Source organism: Novacetimonas pomaceti, from assembly GCF_003207955.1.
Classification (GTDB): Bacteria; Pseudomonadota; Alphaproteobacteria; order Acetobacterales; family Acetobacteraceae; genus Novacetimonas; species Novacetimonas pomaceti.
The window spans coordinates 85,288-105,530 of sequence record NZ_NOXG01000006.1 but is presented as its reverse complement, the minus strand read 5'-3'; the positions used below and the strand labels follow the sequence as shown (position 1 = coordinate 105,530).

The 20,243-nt window shown below is 66.6% G+C and carries 17 protein-coding genes; 6 read left to right on the top strand and 11 right to left on the bottom strand.

Annotation, left to right across the window (positions count from 1 at the left end):
- Positions 1–71: 71 nt before the first annotated feature.
- Positions 72–1,295: a UbiH/UbiF/VisC/COQ6 family ubiquinone biosynthesis hydroxylase gene (locus CFR71_RS08075; RefSeq protein WP_110529942.1), complete on the bottom strand. Its 1,224-nt coding sequence runs from the start codon at positions 1,293–1,295 to the stop codon at positions 72–74.
- Positions 1,296–1,572: 277 nt separating this feature from the next.
- Here CFR71_RS08075 and CFR71_RS08070 point away from each other — a divergent pair, with 277 nt between their 5' ends.
- Positions 1,573–1,911 carry a P-II family nitrogen regulator gene (locus CFR71_RS08070; protein WP_110529784.1) on the top strand — a complete coding sequence of 113 codons (339 nt, stop codon included), beginning with the start codon at positions 1,573–1,575 and terminating at the stop codon, positions 1,909–1,911.
- Positions 1,912–1,964: 53 nt separating this feature from the next.
- The gene (locus CFR71_RS08065) at positions 1,965–2,459 is read left to right on the top strand and encodes a hypothetical protein (protein ID WP_110529781.1); all 495 of its coding nucleotides are present in this window, start codon (positions 1,965–1,967) and stop codon (positions 2,457–2,459) included.
- Positions 2,460–2,679: 220 nt separating this feature from the next.
- On the opposite strand, the gene CFR71_RS08060 is transcribed toward CFR71_RS08065, so the two are convergent.
- The 3 genes from CFR71_RS08060 to CFR71_RS08050 are packed head-to-tail and all read right to left on the bottom strand — an operon-like array spanning position 2,680 to position 5,695.
- On the bottom strand, positions 2,680–3,717 hold the full coding sequence (locus CFR71_RS08060) for a retroviral-like aspartic protease family protein (protein WP_239020310.1): 1,038 nt from the start codon (positions 3,715–3,717) through the stop codon (positions 2,680–2,682).
- Between the two features lie 9 nt (positions 3,718–3,726).
- Positions 3,727–4,686 carry a prolyl aminopeptidase gene (gene pip / locus CFR71_RS08055; protein ID WP_110529777.1) on the bottom strand — a complete coding sequence of 320 codons (960 nt, stop codon included), beginning with the start codon at positions 4,684–4,686 and terminating at the stop codon, positions 3,727–3,729.
- A gap of 34 nt (positions 4,687–4,720) precedes the next feature.
- Positions 4,721–5,695 (bottom strand): tyrosine recombinase XerC, encoded by a 975-nt coding sequence (locus CFR71_RS08050; RefSeq protein WP_110529774.1) that lies wholly within the window; start codon positions 5,693–5,695, stop codon positions 4,721–4,723.
- Positions 5,696–5,852: 157 nt separating this feature from the next.
- Here CFR71_RS08050 and CFR71_RS08045 point away from each other — a divergent pair, with 157 nt between their 5' ends.
- Entirely contained in the window at positions 5,853–8,120 is a 2,268-nt protein-coding gene (locus tag CFR71_RS08045) for a primosomal protein N' (protein WP_110529771.1), read from the top strand.
- Positions 8,121–8,290: 170 nt separating this feature from the next.
- Here CFR71_RS08045 and CFR71_RS08040 read toward each other — a convergent pair whose 3' ends face one another.
- The gene (locus CFR71_RS08040; protein WP_110529767.1) at positions 8,291–9,973 is read right to left on the bottom strand and encodes an NAD(P)/FAD-dependent oxidoreductase; all 1,683 of its coding nucleotides are present in this window, start codon (positions 9,971–9,973) and stop codon (positions 8,291–8,293) included.
- 308 nt (positions 9,974–10,281) lie between these two features.
- Between CFR71_RS08040 and CFR71_RS08035 the strand changes: the two genes are divergently transcribed.
- The 3 genes from CFR71_RS08035 to CFR71_RS08025 all read left to right on the top strand — a co-directional run bounded on the left by CFR71_RS08035 (position 10,282) and on the right by CFR71_RS08025 (position 13,940).
- Positions 10,282–11,325, top strand: a complete 1,044-nt coding sequence (locus CFR71_RS08035; RefSeq protein WP_110529764.1) for a cation diffusion facilitator family transporter — start codon at positions 10,282–10,284, stop codon at positions 11,323–11,325.
- Between the two features lie 53 nt (positions 11,326–11,378).
- Positions 11,379–12,254 carry a cation diffusion facilitator family transporter gene (locus CFR71_RS08030; RefSeq protein ID WP_110529939.1) on the top strand — a complete coding sequence of 292 codons (876 nt, stop codon included), beginning with the start codon at positions 11,379–11,381 and terminating at the stop codon, positions 12,252–12,254.
- A gap of 285 nt (positions 12,255–12,539) precedes the next feature.
- A complete protein-coding gene (locus CFR71_RS08025) occupies positions 12,540–13,940 on the top strand; it encodes a chloride channel protein (protein ID WP_110529762.1) in 1,401 nt (466 codons plus the stop codon).
- On the opposite strand, the gene CFR71_RS08020 is transcribed toward CFR71_RS08025, so the two are convergent.
- The 6 genes from CFR71_RS08020 to mnmA form a co-directional block, all read right to left on the bottom strand.
- Entirely contained in the window at positions 13,916–14,950 is a 1,035-nt protein-coding gene (locus CFR71_RS08020) for a glycosyltransferase (protein ID WP_207781344.1), read from the bottom strand. The two genes, CFR71_RS08025 and CFR71_RS08020, sit on opposite strands and share 25 nt — an antisense overlap.
- 56 nt (positions 14,951–15,006) lie before the next feature.
- Positions 15,007–16,080 carry a WD40 repeat domain-containing protein gene (locus CFR71_RS08015; protein ID WP_110529758.1) on the bottom strand — a complete coding sequence of 358 codons (1,074 nt, stop codon included), beginning with the start codon at positions 16,078–16,080 and terminating at the stop codon, positions 15,007–15,009.
- Positions 16,077–17,069 (bottom strand): CobW family GTP-binding protein, encoded by a 993-nt coding sequence (locus CFR71_RS08010; RefSeq protein WP_110529932.1) that lies wholly within the window; start codon positions 17,067–17,069, stop codon positions 16,077–16,079. The genes CFR71_RS08015 and CFR71_RS08010 overlap by 4 nt, the downstream gene beginning before the upstream one ends.
- A gap of 85 nt (positions 17,070–17,154) precedes the next feature.
- Positions 17,155–18,246 carry a glycosyltransferase family 4 protein gene (locus tag CFR71_RS08005; RefSeq protein WP_110529929.1) on the bottom strand — a complete coding sequence of 364 codons (1,092 nt, stop codon included), beginning with the start codon at positions 18,244–18,246 and terminating at the stop codon, positions 17,155–17,157.
- A 135-nt stretch (positions 18,247–18,381) separates the two neighbouring features.
- Positions 18,382–19,050: a glutathione S-transferase family protein gene (locus CFR71_RS08000; RefSeq protein ID WP_110529754.1), complete on the bottom strand. Its 669-nt coding sequence runs from the start codon at positions 19,048–19,050 to the stop codon at positions 18,382–18,384.
- A 29-nt stretch (positions 19,051–19,079) separates the two neighbouring features.
- Positions 19,080–20,159 (bottom strand): tRNA 2-thiouridine(34) synthase MnmA, encoded by a 1,080-nt coding sequence (gene mnmA, locus CFR71_RS07995; protein WP_110529750.1) that lies wholly within the window; start codon positions 20,157–20,159, stop codon positions 19,080–19,082.
- Positions 20,160–20,243: the final 84 nt, after the last annotated feature.

Genomic DNA, 20,243 nt, shown 5'->3' with positions numbered 1-20,243 from the left:
TTCAGACATGTCGGAGCGTCCGGTTATGAAAAAATCAGGATGAAGGCACGATACGCGATAAGGCGGGCGCGTTACAGGCCCATGGCGTGCCGTGCAAAGGCCCGGCGCAGCGGCGTGATGCGGTTCACCCCCGCCAGCCCGACGTCACGCGCCAGGCGCAGCACGGGATTGTCGTTGCCGAACAGGCGTTCCAGCATGTCGGTCGCCGCCAGCATCAGCATGTTGGCCGGACGGCAGCGCGCCTGGTAATCGCGCAGCACCGATGCCTCGCCCACGTCGCCACCGCGCGCATGCACGCCCGCCAGCAGGTCCGACAGCGCGATCACGTCACGGAAGCCGAGGTTCAGCCCCTGCCCCGCGATGGGATGGATGCCATGGGCGGAATCCCCCACCAGCACCAGCCGCGTGTCGATATAACGCTGCGCGTACTGCGCCGACAGGGGATAGACCCAGCGTCGTCCCACCGGCGTCACCTCGCCCAGCCAGTCGCCCATGCGGCGGCGGATTTCATGGGCGAACGCCTCCGCCGGAAGCTCCGCCAGGCGATGGGCCAGCTTTTCCTCGTCCGTCCAGACCAGCGCGGACAGGTTGGGATGTTCCGCCGTCCCGGCCATCGGCAGCTGCGCGAAGGGGCCGGCAGGCAGGAAATGTTCCAGCGCGCGTCCTTCATGGGGGCGCTCATGCGCCACGGCGCACACGATTCCGCACTGGTGATACGGCAGGCGCGTCACCACGATCCCGGCCTGCGTGCGCAGGGGGCTGCGCCGTCCCTCCGCCGCGACGACCAGACGCGCCGAAATGGTGCGTCCGCTGCGCGTGGTGATGACCGCGCCCTCGGGCCTGCGCACGACCGTCGCCTCGTCCGGGGCAAGGACCGTAATGCCGGGCGTTGCATGCAGCGAGGCGTTGAGCGCGACGCGCAGCGCCCGCGCCTCGATCATGGAGCCGAAGGGTTCGGGCGCGTCGTCGCGCCCGAATTCAAGGAACAGGGGCGAAGGCCGCTGTCCCGGCCGACCGTCGGTGACGCGGATTTCGCGGATGTCGCACGCGGGCATCGGCAGGCGCGCCCATACGCCCGCCGCATCCAGCAGGCGGCGCGAACCCGCCGCGATGGCATAGGCGCGGCCGTCAAAGGCAGGATGTTCCATCGGCGGCAGGGCGGCACGGTCGATGATGACCACGCGCATCCCCTCCACCGCCAGCCGGCACGCCAGGGTCGCGCCCACGGGGCCCGCCCCCACAATGCAGACATCCGCCTCCATCGCGTCGCCCGGAATGGACGGGGTGGCTGTCATGTGTTCGCTCATCGTCTTCTTTGTCCTGTCAGTGGCCGCCGCGTGGGAACCGCCCGGTGCTGTGGCGTGTTCACGGGCAATGCAACGCAGATATGGCATGCAACGTATCAGGTGTCCAAACGCCGCGCGCCGGACCTTCGCCAGATCCCGGCGCAAGATGGCGACAGCGCGTAATCACGGATGACATGCTTCATGCACTCGCGGTATAAGAGGCGTGTCATCCGATGCCTGATGACGGTTGCACGGCCCGCAGACACAGGATTGGAGATACGGTGAGATGAAGCTTGTCACTGCCATCATCAAGCCATTCAAGCTCGACGACGTGCGCGAGGCGCTGACCCCGCTCGGGATTCAGGGACTCACCGTCTCCGAGGTCAAGGGATTCGGGCGGCAGAAGGGCCAGACCGAAATCTATCGCGGGGCGGAATACCACGTCAGCTTCCTGCCCAAGATCAAGATAGAGGTCGCGGTGTCGGACGACCTTGTCGAACAGACGGTGGAAACCATCGTGCAGGCCGCCCATACCGGCAAGATCGGCGATGGCAAGATTTTCATCATCCCGCTTGAAAGCGTGGTGCGCATCCGCACCCGTGAAACCGGCGACAGCGCGTTGTAGCGCATGACGCGCGGACCTTTGTATTTCAGTCAAAACCGGAGGACCATTTTTTCATGATTTTTTCCCGCCGTCATTACCTGGCCGCTGTCATGGCCATCGGCCTTCCCGCCGCCCTCGCCTTCTCGCCCGCCACCGGACATGCCCGTGAAACGTCCAAGGCCTGCCACCAGAAATTCGTGGCCGCCCGCACCGCAGGCACCCTGAACGGACAGACCTACAAGGCGTTCAAGGCCGCGCAGTGCGATGACACCGCCGCCACCCCCGCTGCCGCCGCCCCCGCCGAAGCGGCAAAGCCCCCCGTGGCGGCCACGGCCGCCGCAGCGCCAGCCGCACCCGCCGCCGCCAAGGTCGCGCCGGTTGCGACGAACGCCACCCTGCCCAGCGCCGTTTCCGCGAAATATGCCAAGGAAAGCGCGGGCAAGGCCCGGCTGCACACCTGCCTTGACCAGTATAATGCCAACAAGGCGACCAATGCGAATGGCGGCCTGCGCTGGATCGAGCGTGGGGGCGGGTACTACAGCGTGTGCAATACCCACCTGAAGGGCTGACACCTGTTGTCCAGCCAGCCCCTGCATGGCCCGCATCACCGGCAGGCAGGGGCTGGCGTGTCATGAAGACAACCTGAAGGACTGCCTGAAAAACAATAGAAGTTTTTGGGTGTCGCCTTTTTCAAAAAGGCGACGTCCTTTCGAAGCTTTTTGCAAAAAGCTTCACCAAAAACTTTCCTGACTTCAGGGGATTGCACGGACAGTATCCAGAACGTTGTTTCTATCGGTCCGGATATTTCCTGGCCGGGGACAAAGGGACATGCGGTTTCGCCCGCGTCCCGTGCGCGGAATCCTGGGCAGGGACCGCAGGCCGGACAAAGGCCTGTCCCGTGGCATAGGAAATCCAGACCCGATGGAGCGCGAACCAGTCGGAACCAAGCAGCATTTCCAGTCCCTCGCGCAGGGGGGCCACCGTCATGACGGTATTGCGTTCCAGTTCATGGCCGATCTGCAGGCTGCTGAAGCGATGCCAGTGATAGACATCCTCGTGCCCGTCAATGCCGCTGGTGATCCCGCCGGGATCGGTTTCAAGCTGTTCCGCGCGGACGCCAAGGCGCGCCGCCACTTCGGGCGAGACAATGCGTGAGCGCGCGCCGCTGTCAAGCAGCGCCTTCACCGGCTGTCCGTTAAGGCGGATATCCAGCATGAAGCGGTTTTCCTGCCGTTGCAGGGGAAGCGTATCGTACCATCCGGCCCATGCCGGGGGCTGCGCACAGGCGACGGAACCCGCATGCACTTCCCACAGACCCATCTGTCCGTTGGGGACATCCATGTCGAGGTCGAAATGCGACAGCACGTCCCCCCCGATCAGCCCGCCCACGGGCGGGGTTATCATGGGTTGTCCGGGCAGTACGCCCACAGGCGCGGACATGGCGCCGAAATCCACCCCGCCGATTCGCAGGTCCGGCACGATGGCGTTGGGCGTTGCATGGACTGTGCCGCCCGTTCCGTGCACCACCGTCTGTTGCGCCGGATCAAGGCCGAGGCGCAGGCGATGCACCATTTCGGGCGTCAGCAGGCCACCATCCGATCCCGTATCCACCAGCAGACTGAGTTCACGGCCCGCCACCTCCGCGACAATCGAAAGGTAACCGCCATCGTTGCGCAACGGGATCTGCGCGATATGCCTGCGTGAACATACGCGCCCTTCGTCCTGCGCCCATGCCGGATGCGCGGACACCGCCTGCGTGCCAGACAGCACGGCGGCGCACAGCGCGATGCCCCACGACCGGGCGCGGGGTCCAGGGGAACGCGACATCGCCATGCCTTACAGGCGGGTGGCGAACGAATCCGTCGCGTCCAGCAGGGCCGAGAGGATTCCGGGTTCGGACATGGCATGTCCCGCCGCGTCAACCAGCTGGAACGTGGCTTCGGGCCAGGCACGATGCAGGTCCCACGCGGTGCGCATGGGCGTGGCGATGTCATAGCGTCCCTGCACGATCACGGCCGGGATATGGCGGATCAGCCCGACATCACGGATCAGCTGTCCCTCCTCCAGCCATCCGCCATGGACGAAATAATGATTCTCGATCCGCGAAAATGCCGTGGCATAGCGGATGTCGGCATGCTGGCTGGCAATGTCGGGCATCGGCAGCAGGGTCAGGGTTTCGCCTTCCCACAGGCTCCATGCCAGGGCGGCGCGCGTGCGTTCCTCGCCATCGGGGCCGGTCAGGCGCCGGTGATAGGCCGCGATCATGTCGCCACGTTCCTGGGGCGGGATGGGGGCGATGAAACGTTCCCATTTGTCAGGGAACAGCCATGACGCCCCTTCCTGATAGTACCACTCGACCTCGGCGCGGCGCAGGGTGAAAATCCCGCGCAGCACCAGCGCCGTGACCCGGTCGGGATGCGTCTGGGCATAGGACAGCGCCAGCGTCGATCCCCAGGATCCGCCAAACACCATCCATGCCGGCGCGCCCGTCATTTCACGCAGGCGCTCGATATCGCCGACAAGGTGCCATGTCGTATTGTTTTCGAGCGAGGCATGCGGCTTGGAACGTCCGCATCCCCGCTGATCGAACAGCAGGATGCGGTAGCGCGCCGGGTCGAACATGCGGCGTTGCAGCGCCGAGCACCCGCCCCCCGGCCCCCCATGAAGGAATACGACAGGAATCCCGTCGGGATTGCCGCAAAGCTCCCAATAGACCCGGTGGCCATCCCCGGTATCGAGGTATCCATGGTCATACGGATCAATGGGCGGATAGGGCTGGCGGGGGAGCTGGCTCATGTCTTGAAAAACTCCGTTTTCCTGTGGCGGTAGCCTATATCCGCGCGCGGGGATGCGCACGCGTCCAGACGTCAAGCAGCCGTGACTCATCCGCAAGGGTATAGCGCTGCGTCGTGGACAGGCTGGCATGGCCCAGAAGTTCCTGGATCACGCGCAGATCGGCCCCGCCTTCCATCAGGTGGGTTGCAAATGAATGGCGCAGCGCGTGGGGGGTTGCATGTTCCGGCAGGCCCGCCATGTGCCGCCATGTCCGCATCGCGCGCTGCGCCACGGCAGGCTGCAGGCGGCCGCCCCGCACGCCGGGAAACAGCGGCGCATCGGGAAATGGCGCGGGGTGATGGCGCCGCCATTCCATCAGGCTGCGCCCCACCACGGGCAGGATCGGCACCATGCGTTCCTTGCCCCCCTTGCCCCGGATGCGCAGCACGCCCTCGTCCGCCCCGTCGCCCAGCGCCATGGCCCGGTCAAGGTCCGCGATATCAAGCGACAGAGCCTCCGAAATGCGCAGGCCGCAGCCATACAGCAGCAGGAACAGCGTCCCGTCGCGCACGCGCGCCATGGGCGTGTGCGCGATGTCGCCCACGCCCTGCGGTACCTCCAGCGCGTCTTCATGGTTCAGGGGCCGGGGCAGGGTCTTTTTCACGCGCGGGGCCGCCAGCAGGCCGGGCGCCGGGTTGTCCACGCCGTGATGCCGCGCGAGATAGCGGAAGAAGGAACGCAGTGCCGACACCCGGCGTGCGCGCGTGCGCGCGGCGCGGTCGCGGGTCGTGACGCGATGCCCCGGTCGCGGACGCAGGGCCTGGTCATGTTCGAACGCCAGCCATGCCCGCAGGTCGGCAAGGCTGATGCGGTCAAGCGCGGCGATATCCACCTCGCCCCCCAGATGGTTGCCGGCAAACGCGATGAAGCGTTGCAGGTCGCCGCGATATGCCTCGATCGTGCGGGGGGAGGCGCGGCGTTCGTCAGCCATCCAGTCCAGAAAACATGCACATGCCTGCGTGGCCATCATGTTGCGTCATCCTCCCCTGCCACGAACAGCCGCCCCCTGCCCTGCAACCTGCCAGCCCGGCGGCCCGTCGCGCCACCACCATGGCGTTCATGTTCCCATGTGCATCCCCATGCAACAGCAGACAAGACATCCGTGCCCCGCGACGCTAGAAAACCGCATGCCGCGCCGCAACCACACGCCTGACCTGATGGAGTCGCAACCGGGTTCGCCCGCCCCGTCGCCCACGGCGCGGCGGGTGCGGGTCATGCTGCCCCTGCCATTCGCGGGCGCGCTGGATTACCGCGCGCCAGCAGGCCTTGACCTGCAACCGGGCGATATCGTCAGCGTGCCGCTGGGCCGCCGTACCGAAACGGGCGTGGTGTGGGACATGGAACTGCGCCTGCCGCCCGAATTCATGCCGCCCCCCATGCCCCCGGTCGCAGCGGGCCGCCTGCGCGCGGTTGGCGGCCGCCTGGACCTGCCACCCATGCCCGCCCCCCTGCGACGCTTCATCGACTGGGTCGCGGCCTATACGCTGTCGCCGCCGGGCATGGTCCTGGCGATGGCGCTGCGCACCAGCACCACGGCGGCCGCCCCGCGCCCGGCGGCGGGGTGGAAGGTGGCCGGTGAAATCCCGCCCGGCCTGCGCCTGACGCCCGCGCGGCAGAAGGTCCTCGACATCGCGCGGGCCGGAACTCCCATGTCCACCACCGACCTGGCCACCCGCGCCGGGGTGGGCGCCAGCGTCGTGCGTGGCCTTGCGCAGGCGGGATGCCTGCATGAAGTGGTCCTTCCGGCGCCATGGGCGTTCGCGACGCCGGATCCCGCCCATGCCCCGCCGGTGCTGGAGGGGGAACAGGCCGACGTCGCCCGCGCCCTGCGCGATACGGTGGCGGAAGACCGCTTTTCGATCACGCTGCTCGAAGGGGTGACCGGATCGGGCAAGACGGAAATCTATATGGAGGCCATTGCCGCATGCCTTGAAAAGGGGCTGCAGGTGCTTGTGCTGCTGCCTGAAATCGCCCTGTCATCGCAGTGGACCGAACGTTTCGAACGGCGTTTCGGCACCGCGCCCGCGCTGTGGCATTCGGATCTGGGTCCGCGCCTGCGCCGGGTCACGTGGCGCGCCGTGGCCGATGGCGAGGCACACGTGGTTGTGGGCGCGCGGTCCGCCCTGTTCCTGCCGTTCGTGCGCCTTGGCCTTATCATCGTGGACGAGGAACACGAGACCTCCTTCAAGCAGGAAGAAGGCGTCACCTACAACGCCCGCGACATGGCGGTGGTGCGCGCGCGCATGGACAACGCGCCCATCATGCTGGTTTCCGCGACACCCAGCCTCGAGACACTGGCGAATGTCGGGGCCGGACGCTACCGCCACCTGCGCCTGGGCGCGCGACATGGCAATGCCTCCATGCCGCAGGTACGTACGCTCGACATGCGCGCCAGTCCGCCCGAACGCGGGCTGTTCCTGTCGCCTGTCCTGACCGACGCCATCGCCCGGACCATCGGGCGGCAGGAACAGGCGATGCTGTTCCTCAACCGGCGCGGGTACGCGCCGCTGACGCTGTGCCGCACCTGCGGGCACCGGATGCAGTGCCCGAACTGTACCGCGTGGCTGGTGGAACATCGCGCGCGGCGCATCCTGACATGCCATCACTGCGGCCATCACGAAGCGATGCCCCCCGCCTGCCCCTCGTGCAATGCCGAAGATAGCCTGACGCCCATCGGCCCCGGCGTCGAACGCATTACGGAAGAGGCGCGCGCGACCTTTCCCGACGCCCGCATCCTTGTGATGGCCAGCGACACGCTGCATGGTCCGGCGGCCACGGCCGAAGCGGTCGACCGCATTTCCCGGCGCGAGGTGGACCTGGTGATCGGCACGCAGATCGTCGCCAAGGGATGGCATTTCCCGCACCTGACGCTGGTGGGGATCGTCGATGCCGACCTCGGCCTTGGCGGTGGCGACCTGCGCGCGGCGGAACGCACGGTGCAGCTGCTGCATCAGGTGGCCGGCCGCGCCGGCCGGGCGGAGGCGCAGGGCCATGTCCTGCTGCAGAGCTATGTCCCGGACCACCCGGTGATGGAGGCCCTCGTCTCCGGCGATTTCGCAAGTTTCATGGAACAGGAAGCCGAACAGCGCAGGCCCGGATTCTGGCCGCCGTTCGGTCGCCTCGTCGCCCTGATCGTCAGCGCCGACACGCCGGAGGCCGCCGACATGACCGCCCGCGCGCTGGGGCACGAGGCCCCGCGCCTTGATGGTGTTCAGGTCCTTGGCCCCGCCCCGGCCCCGCTGGCGATCCTGCGCGGTCGCCATCGCCAGCGCCTTCTGCTGCGCGCGCGGCGCAATATCCCGGTCCAGCCGATCATGCGCGAATGGCTGTCGCGGGTGAAACCCGAACGCGGCGCGCGGGTGGACGTGGATATCGACCCGATTTCATTCCTGTAGCCGCGCCCCAGGGGGCCGCCTGAAAAGACAGACCAGAAAATACCCTGAAATCATAAAAGTTTTTGGTGAAGCTTTTTGCAAAAAGCTTCGAAAGACGTCGCCTTTTTAGATAAAAGGCGACACCCAAAAACTTTTGTTTTTAATCAAGGGACAGTTCTTCAGACAGCCGGTTAGCGCGCGTCCGACGCCTGCGTCATCCCCTTGCGCACCAGCCCGTCCACCGGACGCCCCGCCAGCGACAAGGCCACGGCTTCGGCCATGCGGATGCCATCGATGCCCGCCGAAAGGATGCCCCCGGCATATCCGGCGCCCTCGCCCGCCGGATAAAGCCCGTGCGTATTGATGCTCTGCCCGTCCGGACCGCGCGGGATGCGCAGGGGGGAGGACGTCCGGGTTTCAACCCCGGTCATCACCGCGTCGTTCATCGCGAATTCCGCCAGCTTGCGGTCAAAGGCAGGCAGCGCCTCGCGCAGGGCGGTGATCGCGAATTCCGGCAGGCAGGCGGACAGGTCGGTCGGCGTGACACCGGGCCGATAGGATGGCGTGACATCGCCAAGCGAGGTCGAAGGCCGGCCGGCAAGGAAATCCCCCACCGTCTGCGCCGGGGCGAAATAACGCCCCCCGCCCGCAAGGAACGCCTGGCGTTCCCAGTGCCGCTGGAACGCGATCCCCGCCAGCGGGCCACCGGGATAATCCACCTGCGGGCTGACCCCCACCACGATCCCGGCATTGGCGTTGCGTTCGGCGCGGGAATACTGGCTCATCCCGTTGGTGACGACCTGCCCTTCCTCCGACGTGGCGGCGACCACGGTGCCGCCGGGACACATGCAGAAGGAATAGACCGCGCGTCCGTTGGAGGCATGATGCACCAGCCGGTAATCTGCCGCCCCCAGCAGCGGATCTGGCGTGCGGGTGCCATAGCGCGCGACGTCGATGACCGATTGCGGGTGTTCGATGCGCACGCCGATGGAAAAGGGCTTGGCCTCCATCGCGACGCCCGAGGCATGCAGGCTGGTGAACGTGTCGCGGGCGCTGTGACCGATGGCGAGGATGACATGCGTGGATTCGATGACGTCACCATTGGTCAGGCGCACGCCTTTCACCCGGCGGACGCCGTCATGCGTTGCGACCAGCAGTTCGTCCACATGCGCGCCGAAATGGTATTCACCGCCCAGCGCCTCGATCTCCGCGCGGATATGCTCCACCATGGAGACGAGGCGGAACGTGCCGACATGCGGGTGGGAGATATAGAGGATCTCCTCCGGCGCACCGGCGCGCACGAACTCCTCCAGCACCTTGCGCCCGTAATGGCGGGGATCGCTGACCTGGCTGTACAGCTTGCCGTCGGAAAACGTGCCCGCGCCGCCTTCACCGAACTGCACGTTGCTTTCGGGATTGAGGATGGATTTACGCCACAGGGCGAACGTATCGACGGTGCGTTCGCGCACGACCTTGCCCCGTTCGACGATGATGGGACGCAATCCCATCTGCGCCATGACCAGCGCCGCCATCAGGCCACATGGCCCCGCCCCGATCACGACGGGGCGGCTGTATCCGGGGCGTGAGGCAAGGTCCGCCCCGTTTTCGATGCCGAAACGGTAGCGCGTATCCGGCGTGGCCGTGATGTCGCGCGCATCCGCGTGCGCCGCCAGCACCGCATCCGCGTCGCGCACGCGGCAGTCCACGGTATAGACCAGCATGATCCGTCCGCGCCGGCGCGCATCATGCCCACGGCGGAAGATCCGTACTTCCTCCAGCGCGTCGGGGGCGATGCCCAGGCGTGTCACGATGGCCTGTTCCAGCGCCGCGCGGTCATGGCCAAGGGGAAGGCGCAGTTCGGTAAGTCTGATCATCGGCAAGGGTCCATCGACAGGATGACGGTCCGGCAGGACGGGCGGACAAGATATGGCAAGGGCATATTATGACAGGGGCATATAACGGCAGGGGGCAAACACGCCGCGCCGCATGCAGATCGCCCATTGCCCATATGCGGCGCGCCTGCCATATCATGCCGACCCGGATGGGGCGAGAGTGCCCTGTCGCATTCGGGCATGACATGGCAATGCCGTTTCACATGCCCGATATGGTCCCATCCCCCCCGCGAGTTCCCGTTCCGCAGTCCGACCGCTGCCGGGGCAGAGCCTGAGGAAAGACCGTGCCAATGGGCGATAACCACCACGACGATTCGCACCATGACCACCACCATGACCACGCGTCCGGGGCAACGGCGTGCCAGCACGACCATGACGGACATGACCATGACGGGCACGAAGGACACGACCATGCCCACCATGGTTTCGGCCACCATCACGTCCATGCCCCCGCGTCGTACGGCCGGGCGTTTGCGCTGGGAATCGGGCTGAACCTTGTCTATGTCATCGCGGAGGCGATCTGGGGCATCGCATCGCACGCGCTGGCCCTGCTGGCGGACGCGGGGCACAACCTGTCGGACGTGCTGGCGCTGGGTGCGGCATGGCTTGCAGAAGTCCTGTCGCGGCGGTCCCCCACCTCCAATTTCACCTATGGGCTGCGGCGGTCGTCCATCCTCGCGGCACTTGGAAATGCCGTCGCCCTGCTTCTGGTGACGGGGGGCATCATCTGGGAATCGGTGCTGCGGCTGGTCCATCCCCACCCGGTCGCGGGCATGACGGTCATGGTCGTCGCGGCCATCGGCATTGCCGTCAACGGCCTGACGGCAATGCTGTTCGCCCGCAGCGGCAAGGGGGACCTGAACCTGCGCGCCGCCTTCGTGCACATGGCGTCCGACGCGCTGATGTCGCTGGCGGTCGTGGTGTCGGGCGGCCTTATCCTTATGACCGGCTGGCTGCGGATCGACCCGGTGGTCAGCCTGCTGGTGTCGGTTTCCATCGTGGCGGCGACATGGTCCCTGCTGCGCGATTCGCTGGACATGGCACTGGACCGGGTGCCACGGTCCATCGACCGCATGATGGTGGAATCCTACCTGCGTGGCCTGCCCGACATCGTGGACCTGCATGACCTGCACATCTGGCCCATCAGCACGACGGAAACCGCGCTGACGGTGCATCTGGTGCGCGACGAACATGCCCCGGCCATGAACAGCCGCATGCTGCATGACATCGCACGCGAACTGAAGACGCGCTTTGCGATCGTCCACCCCACCCTGCAGATGGAAACCCGCCACGACGCGACGCTGTGCGTCCTTGCGGAGGCGCACAGCGTATGAGCGAAGCCACGGCCACTACCGCCACGCCGTCGGCGGGTGGCGCATCACGCAACATGATCGCCTGGGTCACTCTGGGCGTCAGCATCGTCGCGCTGGCGATGAAATACGCCGCATGGCGCGCGACCGGCAGCGTGGCGCTGTATTCCGACACGCTGGAGACGATCATCAATGTCGTCGCCGCCGTGACGGGGCTGTGGGCGCTGCATGTCGCAAGCCTCCCGCCGGACGCCAACCACACCTATGGCCATTACAAGGCGGAATACCTGTCAGCCGTCGCCGAAGGGGTGCTGGTGGTCATGACCGCCATCACCATCGGGCACGAGGCATGGAAGGGATGGTTTTCGCCCCACCTTCCGACCAATTCCCTGATGGGCGTCCTTTTCAATGGCGGGGCGGGGGTGCTCAACCTCGCATGGGGGACGGTCATGATGGCGGCGGGACGGCGGCACCAGTCGCCCACCCTGATCGCGGGGGGGCAGCATGTGCTGTCCGACGTGTGGGCATCCGCGGCACTGGTCGCGGGCTTCATCCTGATCCCGCTGACGGGATGGGACCGGCTGGACAGCATCCTGGCGGGACTGATCGCGCTGAACGTCCTGCGCACGGGATGGGACATGATGCGCACGTCGATTTCCGGCCTGATGGACGCAGCCCCCGACCCGGAAACGTTGGCACGGATCCGCCAGATCATTTCGGCCAACGCCTCCGGCGCGATCGAGGCGCACGATATCCGCGCGCGCACCGTGGGCGCGATGACCTTCATCGAATTCCACCTTGTCGTCGCAAGCGACATGACGGTGGAAGACGCGCACCAGATCTGTGACCGGATCGAGGAAGCCCTGCGCGGCGACCTGGGCAGCGCGCTCATCAACATTCATGTTGAACCCGAGCGCAAGGCCAAGCATAACGGCGTCGTCGTCCTGCCCTGACGGCCCCCGGCCGTGGGAAAATCCCCCGCCGGCACGACGATGTGATACCGAAACCCTGCGACCGCACGGCGGTTCAGGGTCATTATGACGGCCATTCGCAACACCACCAGCCCCATGGATTCAGTCCCATGGATTTACAGGGGAAACCGATGTCCGGCGGGTGGCCCCCGCGCGGATCATCCGCGCCGGAAGGCGCCCGACAGACAGTAACGACCGGCGACCTCCGCCCTCCTGCCCGTCAGGATGGTTCCGGTTCCACGCATGACCTGAAAGCCCTGACCGGCGATGAAACCTGACCTTACCCCCGCCCGCAGGCGTCACCTGCGGCGTTCCGCACGGATCACCACGGAACAGTGGCGACGCAAGCTGGCATGCTGGAGCGCTGCCGTCATGGTGGGGATGGTGGCGGTCGGATTCGCCCTTGCGGCGGATACGGCGGCCAGCATCCGCACCCACCTGATCACATGGAACCCGTGGATCATGCTGGTTGTCACCCCCGGCGGCCTGGCGCTGTCGTCATGGCTGACACGGACATGGTTCCGGGGCGCGCAGGGCAGCGGCATCCCCCAGACCATCGCCACGCTGAACCTGACGAATTTCGCCGTCGTGGACCGGCTGCTGACGCTGCGCGTGGCGTTTGGCAAGATCGCGCTGACGACGCTCGGCCTGCTGGCGGGGGCGTCGATCGGCCGCGAAGGCCCCACGGTGCAGGTCGGCGCGGCCATCATGCATACCTGCGGGCGGTGGCTGAACCTGTCGACCGTCAGCATGCGTCGCGGCCTGATCCTTGCGGGCGGGGCATCGGGCGTGGCGGCCGCGTTCAACACGCCGCTGGCGGGCATCGTCTTCGCCATCGAGGAACTGAGCCATTCGTTCGAGCAGCGCACCAGCGGCACCATGCTGACCGGGGTGATCCTGTCGGGCGTGACCGCCATCGCGCTGGTGGGCAACTATACCTATTTCGGGCATACCGACGTCAGCGTGCCCATCGGCATAAGCTGGATCGCGGTGCTGACGTGCGGGATCCTTGGCGGTGTGGGCGGCGGGGTGTTTTCCGCCATCCTGATCCGCGCCACGGCGGGGCTTCCCGGTGCGCTGGGACGTTTCGCCAAGGGGCATCCCGTCGCCTTTGCCGCCGCATGCGGGCTGGCGCTGGCGATCCTGGGCATCGCGTCAGGCGGCATCACCTATGGCACGGGGTACTATCAGGCGCGCTCCGTCATCGACGGGCAGGCGCACTATCCCGCATCCTTCTTCATCCTGAAGTTCATCGCCACCATCATCTCCTACTGCTCCGGCATACCGGGGGGGCTGTTCGCGCCCTCGCTTGCCATCGGGGCCGGATTTGGCGGCTGGGTGGCGCAGTTCCTGCCCCATACCACGCCCGGGGCGGTCGTCCTGCTGGGCATGGTCGGGTATTTTTCAGCGGTGGTGCAGTCCCCGCTGACCGCGTCGGTCATCGTGATGGAAATGTGTGACAATCAGGAGGTGACGCTGGCGCTGCTGGCCACATCCTTCCTCGCCTATGGCGTATCGCGCATGATCTGCCACCACTCGCTCTACAGCGCGCTGGCGGAATCCTTCCTCGGCGGTGTTGCGAAACAGCAGCCCACGCCGCCGCGCAGGCCCGCTACGGGGCCTGGCATCGATGTCCCGCCCGTTCAGCAGGCGGAAATCCGGCGGTAATATTCAAGCCAGCGCCGCGTCACCGCCGCACGGGTATAGCTGGCCTCGTAATCCGCGTATCCCCCGGCAATGATGCGCGCGCGAAGGGACGCGTCGTCAAGGACGGCGCGCAGTGCGCCGCGCAATGCCCCGACATCGTCGATCGGCACCAGCATGCCATTTTCGCCATTGCGCACATGCGCGCGCGGCCCGGCGCTGGCGCACGCGACCAGCGGCGCGCGCGCCGACCAGGCATCAAGGATCACCGTCCCGAACGGTTCATAGCGGGAGGGCAGGACACACACATCCGCCGCCGCCAGCAGCGCGCCGCGATCCGTCCGCCACCCAAGGAAGCGGACACGCGATTCCACCCCCAGCCGCCGCGCCAGTTCCCCCAGCGCGTTGCGCAGCGGCCCTGTCCCGGCCATCCACAGGTAACAGTCCGGCAGGTCACGCAGGGCATGCAGCAGGGTTTCCAGTCCCTTGGCCTCATGCAGGCGCGACAGGCTCAGCAGCACGCGCGCATCCGCCGGCGTGTCCAGCGTCTGGCGTGACAGCGGGGCTGCGACCTCCACCGAGGGGAAGGTCGGGATATAGGCGACATGATCGTCCGCGATCCCGCGCGCGCGCATCGACCGCGCCATGTCGGGGGTGCATCCCACGAACCAGCGACAGTGCGAAAACGCGCGCAGGTCCTTGTAATTCCCGAACCAGCCGATGACCTGCGCCGCGGCACCCGCATCGCGAGGGGTCAGTTCGGCGGCGCGACGCAGCCAGCAATGCACGATATCGGGACGGTACCGCGCGATCACCCCGCCCATGCGGCGACGCTGCATCAGGGCAAAAGGCGGGCGCATGACATCGGTGATGACATCCACCCCCGCCGCACGCAGTTCGCGCACGCGCGGCGCGTCGGGACGCATCACCACGCATTGCGCCAGACCTGCCTGCTGCAGGCTGAGGATCACGTCCGTCGAATACAGCTCCGCCCCGCCATTTCCCCGGCCCGCCATGACATGCAGGACACGCACGGGGGGCACCACAGCGCCCGTGGCGTCCGTGGCGTCGTCCGGGCGCGCCATGTCGTTCAACGCGCGGACAGGTCCACGATCGCGATGCGTCCTTCCTCCGTCCCGAAGGCAAGGGCGCAGCCATCGTCGCTGAAGGCCAGCGCGGAAATGGGGCCGCCACCCGCCGTGCAGACCGGCAGGATCTTCTGCGCCGTGGTATCGGCCAGCAGCACGGTCCCGTCGGCAAAGCCCGCCGCGACGATATCATGGACGGGATGGGTCGCCACGCGGGTGCAGATCACGCCCGGCACACCACCCAGTTCCGCCGGCGCCTTGCCCATCGGGCCACCGCCAAAGAACGGCCACATCACCACGACGTCCGCGCCACTGGTCACAAGCCATTTGCCATTGCGGGTAAAGGCCATCGACGCCACCTTGGCGGGATAGCCGCTCATGCGCATGTTGTGCCCGTCCGACAGCCGCCATCCATGCAGTTCGGATTCCTGCATCGATGTCACCAGCGCCTCGCCCTCGGGGTGGATGACGACGCCGATATGGCTGCCCTTCCATTCCAGCTGGCGCGGCGTATCGACCTTTGCATGGACGAACCACATCGTCGCGCCATTGTAATGCGACGCGGCGATGCGCTTGCCCTTCGCGTCAAAGGTGATGCCGCTGACGGTAGAGGGATGGTCCAGCGTCTTGAGCGTCGTCTCTCCCGACGCATCGCGCAGTTCCACCTGACGGCCCGCGACAAAGGCGATCACGCCACCCTTTGTCGCGTCCTTCGGGTTGGCCCATGTCGCGACATGCTCGACCCAGCGGCGTCCCCGCACCAGTTCGCTGACCGTCCCGTCGGCGGCGATGCGGCGCAGGGTGTTGTCGTCCCCGCCCGTCAGGAATCCCCCCGGCGCGGCGTCCGCCGCCACGGACAGGACCGCGCCGTCATGGACGGTCGTCACCTGCCACGCATCGGCCTGCCCCCAGTCGGCGCGCGGGGCGACGATGATATCCCCCTCCCCCGTTACGAAGGCGACCTGCTGGCTGTCGCGCGAAATGGCGCAGCCGGTCACATGGGCGTCCAGCGTGCGGGTCGCGCCGCGCCGTTCCAGAAGGGAGACGGGCGCGGCCTCATTCATCCGGTCACTCATTTCGCACGGCAGCTTTCAAATCCGCGACGCAGCTGCGGACGGTTGAGGTTGCGTCCGATGAACACCAGACGGGATTCCGGCTTCTCGCCCTTTTTCCATGGCCCGATGAAACCGCCATCGGCCATCATATGCACCGCCTGGAACGCAAACCTCTGCGATTCCCCGGCATAGTTCAGGATGCCCTTGGCGCGCAGGATATCCGCCCCCTTCTCCTGAAGCAGCGCGCCGATCCATGCCTGGAACTTCGCCCCGTCAAGCGGTTCTTCCACCACGAAGGACATCGAGGTCACGTCCTCCTCGTGGTGATGTTCGCTCTCCTCCAGAAAACGCGGCGCCTGCTGGAGCGCGCGCTGCAGGTCAAATCCCCCCTGGTCCAGCACATCGCTGAGCGGGACATCCCCGCGCTGCGCGCGGTGCAGGCGGGCCACGCCATTGATCGCGCGGATACGCGATTCGATGGTCGCCAGCGCCACTTCGTCCACAAGGTCGGTCTTGTTGAGGATGATGACATCGGCAAAGGCGATCTGGTTCACCGCCTCCGGGCTTTCATTGAGCGTCTGGAGCACGTTGTAGGCATCGACCACGGTCACGACCGCATCCAGCCGCGTCTTGCCGCGCACGTCCTCGTCAACGAAAAAGGTCTGCGCGACGGGGGCGGGATCGGCAAGGCCGGTCGTCTCCACGATGATGCCGTCGAACTTGCCCCGCCGCTTCATCAGGTTGCCAAGGATACGGATCAGGTCACCGCGCACGGTGCAGCAGATGCAGCCGTTGTTCATTTCGAACACTTCCTCGTCCGCATCGACGACGAGGTCGTTATCCACGCCCAGTTCCCCGAATTCGTTGACCACGACCGCGTATTTGCGGCCATGTTCGGCGGTCAGGATGTGATTGAGCAGCGTCGTCTTTCCCGCGCCCAGAAATCCGGTCAGGACCGTGACCGGCACAAGCCGGTCGGTATCCGGCGATGCCTGCGTGGCGTCCGACATGGTGTACTCCATCAATCTGCGTAATTGTAATTCCTGCATATAGGCATACGGGGGCGCCTGTCACATACCCCCCCATGCAACAGGGTCATGCACGCGGCCCCAGACACGCGGCGCGGACCTGCCAGCGGATGGCCCGCGTCCGCGCAAGGTCGTACCGCCGCGCCTGTTCGCGCCCCCGCGCCGACAGCGCCACCCGCGCGGGGGACGAGGCCATCAGGTCCGACATCGCCCGGGCCAGCCCTTCCACCGGGGTGGGGGGCACCAGCAGCCCACCATCGCCCACCAGTCGCGCCAGCGCGCCATTGGGCGAGGCAATCAGGGCCGTTCCCGCCGCCATCGCTTCAAGCGCGCTGACGCCAAACGGCTCCGCCCAGCGGACGGGCATGACCATGATCGCCGCGCGTCCCATGGCCGCCAGCACGTCGGCATGGGGGCGGTATCCCACCATTTCCACGCCCGCCGCCTCGGCCTGCGGGCGAAGCGCGGCGATGAACGGGGTTTCATCGGCATCCGCGAAAAAACGGTCCGCGCCATACATCACGGCACGCCAGCCGGGACAGGCATGGCGCACCATTGCCCATGCCTGCACGAACAGGTCCGCCCCCTTGTCCGCCACGACCCGCCCGGCGAACATGACCACGCGCTCACGCCCTGCATCGGGCAGGCAGGTCGCGGGCACGATGGTCCCGTTGGGGGAAAAGGCGACATCCCCGGCGCATTGCGGGGGCAGTCCGTCCAGAAAACGTTCCCGCAGCCAGTGCGACACGGCGGCAACGCGCACGCGACGCAGCAGGGCACGCCGCGCGCGGGGCGTACGCGCGAAACGCATCCCCTGCGGATCGTTATGCAGCACCAGCAGGATCGGGACGGAGGGAAAACGCCGTCCGAGGAACAGGGCCATGTCGGGACGGTTATGCACCTCGATCAGATCAGGCGACACCGCATGACGCCTGATGGCGCGCGCGACGGCATGGGCATACCGCCACAATGTGCCGCCCGGCGGCCATATCCCGATCGGGGCAGGCACGAAATGTCCCCCCGGCAGGGGCGTTCCCGTTATCGGGACGCCCACGACCACGTCATCCGGCCCCGCCATGGCCGTGACCTGCAGGCCGATCGCACCAGCAGCATCGGTGGCATATCCCTCGCGCCGGGGCAGTACCGTCACGACCTTCATGGCTTTGGCCGATGGTGCAAAGAATGTTCCCAAAGCCATCCGCAAAACGCCGCCTTCTGGCGAAATGGCGGCATCTGGAAATTTCCGTTGTTTTTTATCAAAGGGTTATTTTCAGGTCAGATCCGAAAGCGCGCCTCAGGGAATATCCTCGAACCGGGCGTTGCGCCATTCCTTCGGCTCCGCCAGCGCGTCCTGGTACCACTGGTCCACCAGCGGATGCGCCCGCACCGCCTTCATGTAGGCTACAGATTCCGGGGAAGGCGTGACCCCATAGGACAGGAAGCGCGAGACGATGGGCGCGAACATCACGTCCGCCAGCGTGAATTGCGGGCCGAACAGGAACGCGCCGTCCTGCCCGAAATCAAGGCGCGCCTCCGTCCAGATGGCGTCGATACGCGCGATATCGGCGTCGATATCATCCGTCGTTCCATTTGCCAGTGGCCTTGCGTTACGGCCAACATTCATCGGCATGGCCGCGCGCAATGCCCGGAACCCGGCATGCATTTCCGCCGCGATGCTGCGGGCAAAGGCACGGGGACGCGGGGACGCGGGCCACAGGGACGGCACATGATCGGCGCAGTATTCGCAGATCGCGATGCTTTCCCATACCGCAACGCCCCGATGTTCCAGATAGGGCACCTTGCCGCTGGGGGAAATCGTCTTGATGGCCGACGTGTTGCCATCATTGGACAGGGGAATGACGACTTCCTCCACATCCAGTCCCGCCAGCCGTACCGCAAGCCAGCCCCGCAACGACCACGAGGAATAGCGCCGCGTCCCGATGACCAGTGATCCTTCAGACATGCCTTCGCCCTTTCGTACCGGTCAGACAGTCAGGCCACGGGATCATGCCGACGGATGAATCCCCCGCCCAGCACCCGCGTCCCGTCATACATCACACAGGCCTGCCCCGGGGCAGGCACCGCCGCTTCGTCAAGGAGGACCGATGCCCCGCCGTCGGGACCGCGCCAGACGGTCGCGGGCCGCACGTCCTCACGCGCGCGGATCTGCACCCCGCAGCGCAGCCCTTCCGCCGGCGCGTCAACCAGCCAGTTCATGTCCCGCAGCCGCAGTTCGCGCGTAACGCCCTGCGTGCGCGGACCGATGACCACGCGGCGGCGGGCGGGTTCGATCCCCACCACCATCTGGCGTTCGCCGCCATGCATCGTCGCATCGCCCAGCCGGCGGCTCTGCCCCACGGTGTACCGCGCGACGCCTTCATGCGCGCCGACCACGTTGCCGCGCAGATCCACGATCTCTCCCCCGCCGCCAGTTTCCGGACGCAGCTTTTCCACCAGCGCGGCATAGGAACCATCGGGGACGAAGCACAGGTCCTGGCTGTCGGGCTTTCCCGCCACCGCAAGGCCGAACTGCTCGGCCTGCGCGCGCACGGCATCCTTGTCCGGCATGTCGCCAAGTGGGAAGCGCAGGAAGCCAAGCTGCTGGAGCGTGGTGGCGAACAGGAACCATGACTGGTCGCGCGTCCGGTCCACCGGGCGGTGCAGTTCCACGCCATCCGGCCCTTCGATGCGGCGCACGTAATGGCCGGTGGCCATCGCATCGACACCCAGGTCGCGCGCCATGCCCAGAAGGTCGGTGAATTTCACGCCCTGATTGCACGCAACGCACGGAACCGGCGTTTCACCCCCGGCATAGGCATCGGCGAATTTTTCGATCACGCTGTCGCGGAAACGCCGTTCGGCGTCGATGACATAATGCGCGATCCCCAGACGGTCGGCCACGCGCCGCGCGTCATGGATGTCGCGCCCGGCGCAGCACGCCCCCTTGCGCGCGCTTTCACGCGAATCATAAAGCTGCAGGGTCGCCCCCACCACATCATGTCCCTCCGCGACAAGGCGGGCGGCGACAACCGAACTGTCCACCCCGCCGGACATGGCGACCAGGATACGCATGGGTCCGCTATACTTTCAGATCAGGGAACGACAACCGGGCCTTCCTGCCTATCGAAGGCAGGGACCCGACGTCAAAGGAATTAT

Coding starts and splice junctions, on each gene's coding strand:
- CFR71_RS08075 (WP_110529942.1), bottom strand. CDS start 1,295: ATGACAGCCACCCCGTCCATTCCGGGCGACGCGATGGAGGCGGATGTC.
- CFR71_RS08070 (WP_110529784.1), top strand. CDS start 1,573: ATGAAGCTTGTCACTGCCATCATCAAGCCATTCAAGCTCGACGACGTG.
- CFR71_RS08065 (WP_110529781.1), top strand. CDS start 1,965: ATGATTTTTTCCCGCCGTCATTACCTGGCCGCTGTCATGGCCATCGGC.
- CFR71_RS08060 (WP_239020310.1), bottom strand. CDS start 3,717: ATGTCGCGTTCCCCTGGACCCCGCGCCCGGTCGTGGGGCATCGCGCTG.
- pip (WP_110529777.1), bottom strand. CDS start 4,686: ATGAGCCAGCTCCCCCGCCAGCCCTATCCGCCCATTGATCCGTATGAC.
- CFR71_RS08050 (WP_110529774.1), bottom strand. CDS start 5,695: ATGATGGCCACGCAGGCATGTGCATGTTTTCTGGACTGGATGGCTGAC.
- CFR71_RS08045 (WP_110529771.1), top strand. CDS start 5,853: ATGCCGCGCCGCAACCACACGCCTGACCTGATGGAGTCGCAACCGGGT.
- CFR71_RS08040 (WP_110529767.1), bottom strand. CDS start 9,973: ATGATCAGACTTACCGAACTGCGCCTTCCCCTTGGCCATGACCGCGCG.
- CFR71_RS08035 (WP_110529764.1), top strand. CDS start 10,282: ATGGGCGATAACCACCACGACGATTCGCACCATGACCACCACCATGAC.
- CFR71_RS08030 (WP_110529939.1), top strand. CDS start 11,379: ATGATCGCCTGGGTCACTCTGGGCGTCAGCATCGTCGCGCTGGCGATG.
- CFR71_RS08025 (WP_110529762.1), top strand. CDS start 12,540: ATGAAACCTGACCTTACCCCCGCCCGCAGGCGTCACCTGCGGCGTTCC.
- CFR71_RS08015 (WP_110529758.1), bottom strand. CDS start 16,080: ATGAGTGACCGGATGAATGAGGCCGCGCCCGTCTCCCTTCTGGAACGG.
- CFR71_RS08010 (WP_110529932.1), bottom strand. CDS start 17,069: ATGTCGGACGCCACGCAGGCATCGCCGGATACCGACCGGCTTGTGCCG.
- CFR71_RS08005 (WP_110529929.1), bottom strand. CDS start 18,246: ATGAAGGTCGTGACGGTACTGCCCCGGCGCGAGGGATATGCCACCGAT.
- CFR71_RS08000 (WP_110529754.1), bottom strand. CDS start 19,050: ATGTCTGAAGGATCACTGGTCATCGGGACGCGGCGCTATTCCTCGTGG.
- mnmA (WP_110529750.1), bottom strand. CDS start 20,159: ATGCGTATCCTGGTCGCCATGTCCGGCGGGGTGGACAGTTCGGTTGTC.